Raw genomic sequence first — 8,963 nt, 5'->3', positions numbered from 1 at the left:
CTGTGGGCCGCCGCCGCGCGGACGCGTTTACGCCTCACCCTCCGCGGGATGGGCGAACCGGGTCAGCAGCGCCGTCAACCGCTCGCGCTCACCCGACCCCAGGTCGGCCACCAGGCGCTCGGCCAGCGGCTCGGCCGCCACATGCGCCGCGTCGAAAAGCTCGACACCCCGGGGCGTGATCTCCACCGCCCTCACCCGCCGGTCACCCGGAACCGCCTTGCGCACGGCCAGCCCCATGCGCTCCAGGTCGTCCACGACCCGCATGATGCCCGCCTTGTCCGACCCCGTCGCCGGCCCCAGGTCCCGCTGCACCGTGGGCCCCCGGTCGGCCAGAACAAGAAGCACCGCGAAATGCCGCAACTCGACACCGAGCGGGCGAAGCGCCTCCGTCATCACCCCGGCCACCCGCCAGTGCGCCCGCCGCAGCAGCAGACCGAGAGCGAAAGGCGAGGTGTCCCCGGGACGGTCCGTCGCACGCGAGCCGGCCGAGGGGTGAGGAGTATCGGCAGTCACAGTGTGAGGCTACCAGCCACCCATTCATCCAATACGGTATCGATTGAAACAAACGGTGGCTATGCCCCGCACACAACGCCGGTGCGGGATCACCAGAGTGCTGGGCGCTTGTCTTGACGACGGTCGTTCGTGGAACGATCGTGAAATAGAGCCGATGACGAAGGCGGCAGCGGCGCATCCCGCCCGGGGCGAGACCCTGTGGCACCCCGCTTCCTCACCGGTCAGCCGGTGTGTGGCGACCGGGCGGGCGGAACTGCTCGACTTCACCGATCCACAGGTGACCCGTTGGCTGGCCGACGACCCCACGACGGCGGCAGAGCTGGGCGCCTGTGGCGCGTACTCGCTGATCACGGTGCCGATCCGAGCCCGCGGCACCACTCTCGGGGCCGCCGTTTTCCTCCGCCACGGCAGCTCCCGTGAGTCTTTCGCCGCCGACGATCTGACCGTCGCCGAGGACTTGGTCACCCGTGCCGCGATCTGCCTGGACAATGCCCGCCGGTTCACCCGCGAACACGGCATCGCGCTGTTGCTGCAGAGCACCCTGCTGCCGCGTGGCCCGATCATGCACCCGGGCGCGGAAACCGCCGCCCGTTACCTGCCCGGCGACCGCGCCTCCGAGGCGGGTGGGGACTGGTTCGACGTGATCCCCCTGCCCGGCGCTCGCATCGGCCTGGTCGTCGGGGACGTCGTCGGCCACGGTATCGGCGCCTCGGTCACCATGGGCCGGCTACGGACGGCGGTACGTACCCTCGCGGACATCGACCTGCAGCCCGACGAGCTCCTCACCCGTCTCGACGACATGGTGACCCACCCGGCGGAAGAGATGGGCAACGAGGCCGATACCGGTGTCGTCGGTTACAACGCGATCCCCGGCGACATCGGCGCCAGCTGTCTGTACGCCGTCTACGACCCCGTGTCCGGTACCTGCACGCTGGCCCGGGCAGGTCATCCGCCCCCGGTTCTGGTGTGTCCGGACGGCACCACGCAGGTCGTCGACGTGCCCGCCAGGCCTCCGCTCGGGCTGGGCAGCCTGCCGTTCGAGGCGACGGAGCTGACCATTCCCGAAGGCAGCCTGCTGGCCTTGTTCACGGACGGACTCGTCGAAACCCGCGGCCACGACCTCGACGAACGCATCGACGAGTTGCGCGACGCCCTGGCCCGGTCCGTGCCCTCGCTGGAAGAACTGTGCGACACGGTCCTGGAGTCCTTGCACTCCGAGACGCGCACCGACGACATCGCCCTGCTCGTCGCCCGCACCCGCCTCCTCCACAAGGAACAGGTCGCCGAGTGGAACGTCCCCGCGGACGCGGCCGCTGTGGCGGAGATACGCAAACTGGCGGACGAGCGGCTCACCGCGTGGGGGCTGGAGGAGGCCGCGTTCACCATGCAACTGGTGGTCAGCGAACTGGTCACCAACGCGATCCGATACGGCACCGAACCGATCCGCCTGCGGCTGATCAAGGAGCGGTCCCTCATCTGCGAGGTCTCCGACGGCAGCAGCACCGCGCCTCACCTGCGCCGGGCCCGGGCCAGCGACGAGGGCGGCCGGGGACTGTTCCTCGTCGCCGAGTTCACTCAGCGCTGGGGCACCCGCTACACCTCGGCGGGCAAGACCATCTGGGCCGAACAGGCCCTGGGCCGATCACCGCAGACAGTGCCCTCTTTCTGACCGGTCGGTTGTCCGCCGGCGGGGCCGGTGTCACAGACCTGGTGGTCGCCCGGTCCTAGTGGGGAAACCAGTCCGACCCGGCGCCATGGTCAGAATCGCGGAGGGTTTACTTGTCGCTAGGACCAACTTCATCGAGCCGCCCGCCCGGAGATCCGCCGTCGACGGGCTTGCGATCCCTTCCCCGTCCCGTGGCCGTGGTGGTGGGCGCCGGTGGCGTACTCGGAGCGGCGCATGTCGGTATCGGGTACGCGCTGGAACAGCGCGGATTCGTCCCGGACATGATCATCGGAACGTCGGTGGGTGCTCTCAACGGGGCCATCGCGGCCGCCCACCCCGACACGGCCGCACCGTGGCTGGACCACGTGTGGACCCAGTTGCACCGCCGTGAGGTCTACCCGCTCGGCCACCGCCTGTTCGCCCGGGCCAGCGTCTTCACCGATCGCGGCCTGCGCAGGCTGATCGCCCGGGCCGGACTGCCGTCGCGGATCGAGCAGTTGGCGGTCCCGTTCACCGCGGTGGCCATGGACCTGGACACCGGCAGTCCGGTGCTGCTCGACCACGGAGACCTCGAGTCCGCGTTGCTGGCCAGCGCTGCGATTCCCGGGATGCTGCCCCCGGTGGATCGCGGGGGGCGGGTGCTCGTCGACGGTGGGGTGATCGCCTACGTCCCGGTGCTGGCGGCCTTGCAGGCCGGGGCGGCAAGTGTGGTGGTGCTGTCGACCGGGCCGGAGAGTTCACCGCTGCGCCCCGCCACCCCACGCCGACGTGCCGGGGCCATCGCCGCCAGGGCCGGGACACTGCTGTTGCACCATCAGATCGAGCGTGACCTGTACGAGGTGTCCCAGCACATCCCGGCCGTCGTGCTGCCGACCGGTATCGAGACCTGGCCCGCGCCGTGGGACTTCCGCCAGGCCCGGCGCCTGATCAGCACCGCGTCCCGCACGGCCGGGCGCTTTCTCGACGGGCTGCGCGTCAGCGGTCCGGGCCTGTATCGGGTCGACGGCCCTTCGGCGACATCCGCCGGACCGGGCGAGCCATCCACTTCTTCCATGATCAGGGGTTGACCGGTGAGTACCATCGCGTTCCTCAACATCGGCATGCACGGGCACGTCAACCCGACGCTGCCGGTCGTGGCCGAGCTTGTCCGGCGCGGCCACACCGTGACGTACCACGCCCCACCCGCGTTCCGTGCGGAGATCGAGGCCACCGGGGCGACGGTGTACCCCTACCCCGGGGGCGACCAGCCGCTCCCCGACCCACCGACGCCGGCCGCGTTCATAGAGACGCTCGGGCTCACCGCCGCCCGCCTGCTGCCCGCTGTGCTCAGCGATCTGCGCCGCGTCCGACCCGACCTGATCGTCCACGACAGCGACTGCCTGTGGGGTGCGGTCGCCGCCCGCGAACTCAAGGTGCCTGCGGCTTCGTCGTTCACCACGTTCGCCTACAACCGGCACGTACCCAGCATCACCCGCGGCTCGTGGGACCTGCTGGCCACGGCGATGGCCCGGCCCCGCCGCCTCCAGGCCTACCTGCGGTCCCGCTGGAGTCTGCATCGCCGTTTCGACACGCGTGGGTTGCCACTGGTCGACCTGATAAACATCCGCCAGCCGCTCAATCTGGTCTATACCTCACGGGCGTTCCAGCCTGCGGTCGAGGAATTCGACCGGTCCTACCGGTTCGTCGGCCCAAGCGTCGGGGCCCGCCCCGCCGACCCGTCGTTCCCCGCCGAACAGCTGCGGGAACCCGTCCTGTACGCCTCGCTGGGCACGGTGTTCAACGCCGCCCCGCGGCTGCTGCGCACCTTCGCCACCGCGCTCGCCCCGCTGGGCGGGACCGTGGTCATCGCCACCGGGCAGACCGATCCCTCCGCGCTGGAGCCGTTGCCGGCCAACGTGCTCGCCCGGCGCTTCGTGCCGCAAACGGAAGTACTGGCCCGCGCGGCGCTGTTCGTCACCCATGGCGGGATGAACAGCGTCAACGAGGCCCTGTACGCCGGGGTTCCGATGCTGGTGGTCCCACAAGGCGCCGACCAGCCCATGGTGGCCCGGCAGGTCGCCGAGCTCGGCGCCGGCCTGTCCATCCGTACCCAGGACGTCACCGAGACCTCCGTACGTGCCCTGGCGCGGCGACTCTTGGACGACCCCTCGTTCTGGGCAGCCGCGGCGACGCTGAAGACCGCCCAGACCGAGGCAGGGGGATACCTGCGGGCCGCCGACGAACTCGAGCGATACCTGGAGGCCCCCGGCTCGGTCGGCCGTTCGGCTCCCGCCGATCCGGCACAGCGAGGCTGAGCGATGTCCATTGCCGTCGCCCTGCTGCTGTTGTTCGCCGGTCTGTCGGAGGCCGCCGGGCGCATCCTGCCCATGACGGCACGCCGGCCCGGCATGTCGCGGCCCGCTGTGTCCGCGTTGCTGCTGGCCGGTGGCTTGGCGGAGGGCGCTGTGTTCGCGCTGTGGCCGCCGACCGCAGAGACCCTGGCCGAGCTGGTGCACTCCCCTCCGCCGGCAGGCGGCGGGTTGGAGTGGACACCCGCCCTGGTCGCCCCGCTGATGCTCGCCGCCGTGCTTGCCTTCCCGTTGCTCGGACCCCTGTTCCACCTGCTGCTCTTTGTCGGAGTCGGAGCCGGTCTGGCCGGTCCGCTCGCCGCGGCGACCGGGCTGGGCTGGTGGTCCGCCGCCGGTTGTGTGGCCGTCGCCGGGGTGGGCCTGGGGGTTGCTGTAGAGGCTGTTCGGCGCCTGGTCGTGAGGATCAGTGCGCCCGAAACTCCGGAGTCGATCGCATGAACGTCATCCTGCTCTGGATCTGCGTGCTCGGGCTCGTTGTGCTCGTCGAAGCTCTGCTGGCCCGCTATGAGGTCCTGGCCTACAGCGCCGGCTGGCGAAGCCCTGCCGTCGAGCTCCCGAAGGATGTGCCCTACGCCCGGGGCGCGGCCCCTGACAGTCCCCCGGATGCCTACCTGGTCTATCTTGACGGTATCGGCAAGCGCCGCTTCCGCGACACCCGCGACGGCGGCCAGCTGGTCGAAGCCCTGATAGCCGGGGCGCCGGAGCTGCGGGTACTGGGTCAGGTGCAGCCCTACTCGCCGCTGGCAGAACCGCTTGCCGACCGGCCGGTGTGGGCGTGGATGAGCCATCGCGTCGGTCTGCTGCTGTTCCTGCACAACGTCATGCAGACCTTCGTCGCCGCCAACCACCGGTACCGTCCTCTGTACGACCGGGCGGTGGGGGCCCAGATCACCGCTCAACTCCGGCTTGCCGGCTACCAGCCCGACAGCGGTGTCCCCGTGGTGCTGCTCAGCTACAGCGGCGGCGCCCAGGTCGCCGCCGGCGCGGTCGGCGCATTGCACGCCCAACTACGCTCCCCGCTCCTGCTGATCATGCTCGGCGGATTCCACAACGGTGCCAACGACCTCACCCATGCCGAGCACGTGCATCAGCTCACCAGCGCGAACGACCGGATCGAGCGGGTCGGCACCTGGATATTCCCGCAACGCCGGCGGCTGTTCCGCCGCAGCCAGTGGAATCGGGCCCTTCGGGCCGGGAAGATCACCGTGCATCGGCTCGACCCGGCCACCCACGTCGGGCCGCGCAGCTACATCAGCCCGGAGGCGCATCTGCCCGACGGCCGGCCGCAGCTACCTGGACCGCACCACCGACACCGTGATCGCCATCATCCGTGCCCGCCACGGCGCGACCGCGGCGACAGGTACCGACGACCGGTCTCCATGACGACCGCCCACGGGAAGCGGGTGCCCCGGACGTTCCCCTCCTGGGGGGGGAGGACGAGCCGACCCGCCGCTGGACACGGGGGCGGGGCTGGGGCGGAAGTGGTCCTGGACGAGGTTCCTCCCGCCGGAGACGACGGCGGTGACGCCGGTGATACCGGAGTCCAGCAGTACGGCACCCGCTGACGCTGCCAACTCCCGTCGGCGCCAATGCCGTTCGCCCGGGTGACCGCGCGCCCTCATGCAAGTGCAGGGCGCCCTTGGTCTTTCCACGCCCTGCACTCCGCAGGCGCACTTCCCCAGCGCCGCACCCTCGACGAGATGCTCACCCCTGCCGGCCGTAGCGATCGCGGGCTTGGACAACCGTCTCCGGGGCGATCGCGCCGGCCCGCGCCAACTGGTCCAGGGCGGCGACAACGATCGACTCGGCGTCCACATGGAAATAGCGGCGTACGGCATCACGGGTGTCCGACAGCCCGAAGCCGTCCGTACCCAGCGACGTGTAGTCCTGCTCGACCCACTGGCTGATCTGATCGGGCACCTGCCGCATCCAGTCGCTGACGGCCAGAACGGGCCCTGGGGTGCCCGACAGCGCGGCCGTCACGTACGGGACGCGCTTCTCACCCCGCAGCCGCGCGCTGTCGGCGCTCAAGGCGTCGCGGCGCAGCTCCGTCCAGGAGGTAACCGACCACACGTCGGCGTGGACTCCCCACTGGGACGTGAGCAGCTCCTGGGCCTCCAGCACCCAGTGGATGGCCGTGCCGGAAGCCAGCAACTGGATCCGTGGTCCCGCGCTGTGCGGCTCCGCCTGCCGGAACCGGTACATGCCCCGCCGGATCCCCTCCTCGACCGCCGGCCCGGCGGGCATGGCAGGCTGCTGCTTGGGCTCGTTGTAGACCGTCACGTAGTAGAAGACGTCTTCGGGCCGGTCGCCGTACATCCGTCGCAGCCCTTCCCTGACGATCACCGCGATCTCGTACGCGAAGGCAGGGTCGTAGCTCACAGCGGCCGGATTCGCGGATGCCAGCAGGTGGGAATGTCCGTCGGCGTGCTGCAGTCCCTCGCCGGTCATGGTCGTACGACCGGCCGTCGCCCCGATGACGAACCCGCGCCCCATCTGGTCCCCCAGGGCCCAGAACTGGTCACCGGTTCGCTGGAAACCGAACATGGCGTAGAACATGTAGAACGGGATCATGGGCTCACCGTGTGTGGCGTACGAGGTCGCCGCAGCGGTGAACTCGGCCATGGAGCCGGCCTCGGTGATGCCCTCGTCGATGAGCTGGCCGTTCTTTGCTTCGCGGTAGTGGAGCAGCTGATCCGCGTCGACCGGTTCGTAGGTCTGGCCGTGCGGCGAGTAGATCCCGGCCGTCGGAAACAGGGATTCCATGCCGAACGTACGAGCTTCGTCGGGGATGATCGGTACCCAGCGCTGCCCCGTCTCCTCCACGCGCATCAGGTCCTTGACCAGCCGGACAAGAGCCATGGTGGTGGCCACCTCCTGTTTGCCGAAGCCCCTCTTCAGGGCCTCGAAGGGCGCGGCCGGGGGCTGTTGCAGCGGCTTGGCGACCACCTTGCGTACCGGGGCGGGGCCACCCAGAGCCCTACGCCGGTCCCGCAGGTACTGCACCTCTTCCGAATTCTCGCCGGGGTGCCAGTACGGCACCAGGTCGCCGCTCAACGCGCTGTCGGGAATGGGAAGTTCAAGCACGTCCCGCATGTCACGGAACTGCGCCATGGTCAGCTTCTTCATCTGATGATTGGCGTTGCGGGATTCGAAGCCCGCACCCAGCGTGTGTCCCTTCACCGTCTGGGCGAGGATGACGGTCGGCGCTCCGTGGTGCTCGACCGCGGCGCGATAGGCGGCATGGACCTTGAGGGGTTCGTGCCCGCCGCGCGAGTTCTCGAACAGATCGGTGAGCTGGGCGTCACTGAGCCGGGCGGCGATGGCGGAGAGCGCGTCGCCGGTGAAGAAGTCCTTGCGTGTGTAGGCGGCGTCCCGGGCGGCGTACGTCTGCATCTGGGCGTCGGGTACCTCGCCGAGGCGGTGGACGAGGGCCCCGGTGGTGTCCTGTCGCAGCACGGCGTCCCAGGCCTCGCCCCAAAGAGACTTCACGACGTTCCAGCCCGCTCCACGGAATCGGCCCTCCAGTTCCTGAACGATCTTGGAATTGGACCGTACGGGGCCGTCCAGGCGCTGCAGGTTGCAGTTGACGACGAAGGTGAGATTGTCGAGCCCCTCGCGGGCGGCGAGCGCCAACGCGGCCGTCGCCTCGGGCTCGTCCATTTCCCCGTCCCCGAGGAAAGCCCATACGTGGGACCCGGATGTGTCCTTGATGCCGCGCGCGTGCAGGTAGCGGTTGAAGCGAGCCTGGTAGATGGCGGCGAGCGGACCGAGTCCCATGGAAACGGTCGGAAACTCCCACAGCCACGGCAGGCGGCGGGGGTGGGGGTAGGACGGCAGTCCGTGGCCGTCGGCCTCACGTCGGAAACTGTCCAACTGCCTCTCGTCGAGGCGCCCTTCCAGGAACACGCGGGCATAGATGCCGGGCGAGGCATGCCCCTGCACGTACAGCTGATCGCCCGAGCCGTCCCCGTTCTTGCCCTTGAAGAAGTGATTGAACCCGACCTCATAGAGCCATGCCGCCGAAGCGTAGGTGGCTATGTGGCCACCGAGCCCCAGGCGGGAGCCGCGTGTCACCATCGCTGCCGCATTCCAGCGGTTCACGGCGGTGATCCTGGACTCCACGGCGACATCACCGGGAAAGACGCGCTGCGCGGACGCCGGGATCGTGTTGATGTAGTCCGAGGACAGGAGCCCGGGCACGGCGATCCCGGACCTGGCCGCGTACTCGTGCACTCGTCGCAGCAGGTACACCGCCCGATCCGGCCCTGCGTTCCGCACGACAGCGTCGAGTGACGCCTGCCATTCGGCGGTCACCTCGGTGTCCCGGTCGGGTAGTTGGTCGAGCTCGCTCGTCGCAGAGAACTCGGTGGGCCGGGACGGATCACTCATGGCAGCCTTTCTGTCACAGCGTGGGCAGGGGAGAGACCGACTGC

6 protein-coding genes and 1 pseudogene are annotated in these 8,963 nt (G+C 69.8%); 4 read left to right on the top strand and 3 right to left on the bottom strand.

The window, feature by feature from the left end; all coding sequences use genetic code 11:
- Positions 1-27: 27 nt before the first annotated feature.
- Positions 28-513, bottom strand: a complete 486-nt coding sequence (locus tag ACFWXC_RS31810; RefSeq protein WP_384483866.1) for a MarR family winged helix-turn-helix transcriptional regulator — start codon at positions 511-513, stop codon at positions 28-30.
- A 154-nt stretch (positions 514-667) separates the two neighbouring features.
- On the opposite strand from ACFWXC_RS31810, the gene ACFWXC_RS31805 reads away from it, so the two are divergent.
- The 4 genes from ACFWXC_RS31805 (at position 668) to ACFWXC_RS31790 (ending at position 4,965) form a co-directional block, all read left to right on the top strand.
- A complete protein-coding gene (locus tag ACFWXC_RS31805) occupies positions 668-2,182 on the top strand; it encodes a SpoIIE family protein phosphatase (RefSeq protein ID WP_384483864.1) in 1,515 nt (504 codons plus the stop codon).
- 167 nt (positions 2,183-2,349) lie between these two features.
- Positions 2,350-3,246 (top strand): patatin-like phospholipase family protein, encoded by an 897-nt coding sequence (locus tag ACFWXC_RS31800; protein WP_384483862.1) that lies wholly within the window; start codon positions 2,350-2,352, stop codon positions 3,244-3,246.
- Between the two features lie 3 nt (positions 3,247-3,249).
- Positions 3,250-4,473: a macrolide family glycosyltransferase gene (locus ACFWXC_RS31795; protein WP_384483860.1), complete on the top strand. Its 1,224-nt coding sequence runs from the start codon at positions 3,250-3,252 to the stop codon at positions 4,471-4,473.
- A gap of 3 nt (positions 4,474-4,476) precedes the next feature.
- Positions 4,477-4,965 (top strand): hypothetical protein, encoded by a 489-nt coding sequence (locus ACFWXC_RS31790; RefSeq protein WP_384483858.1) that lies wholly within the window; start codon positions 4,477-4,479, stop codon positions 4,963-4,965.
- 1,019 nt (positions 4,966-5,984) lie between these two features.
- Here ACFWXC_RS31790 and ACFWXC_RS31785 read toward each other — a convergent pair.
- Positions 5,985-6,077: pseudogene (locus tag ACFWXC_RS31785) on the bottom strand (UTP--glucose-1-phosphate uridylyltransferase); the annotation flags it as partial.
- A gap of 154 nt (positions 6,078-6,231) precedes the next feature.
- Positions 6,232-8,919 carry a pyruvate dehydrogenase (acetyl-transferring), homodimeric type gene (gene aceE / locus ACFWXC_RS31780; protein ID WP_384483856.1) on the bottom strand — a complete coding sequence of 896 codons (2,688 nt, stop codon included), beginning with the start codon at positions 8,917-8,919 and terminating at the stop codon, positions 6,232-6,234.
- Between the last annotated feature and the right edge of the window lie 44 nt (positions 8,920-8,963).

The sequence above is a fragment of the Streptomyces sp. NPDC058683 genome (genome assembly GCF_042716195.1).
Taxonomy (GTDB): Bacteria; Actinomycetota; Actinomycetes; order Streptomycetales; family Streptomycetaceae; genus Streptomyces.
The sequence above is the reverse complement of the archived record's forward strand: the minus strand, read 5'-3'. Positions and strand labels throughout refer to the sequence as shown.

Coding starts and splice junctions, on each gene's coding strand:
- ACFWXC_RS31805 (WP_384483864.1), top strand. CDS start 668: ATGACGAAGGCGGCAGCGGCGCATCCCGCCCGGGGCGAGACCCTGTGG.
- ACFWXC_RS31790 (WP_384483858.1), top strand. CDS start 4,477: ATGTCCATTGCCGTCGCCCTGCTGCTGTTGTTCGCCGGTCTGTCGGAG.
- aceE (WP_384483856.1), bottom strand. CDS start 8,919: ATGAGTGATCCGTCCCGGCCCACCGAGTTCTCTGCGACGAGCGAGCTC.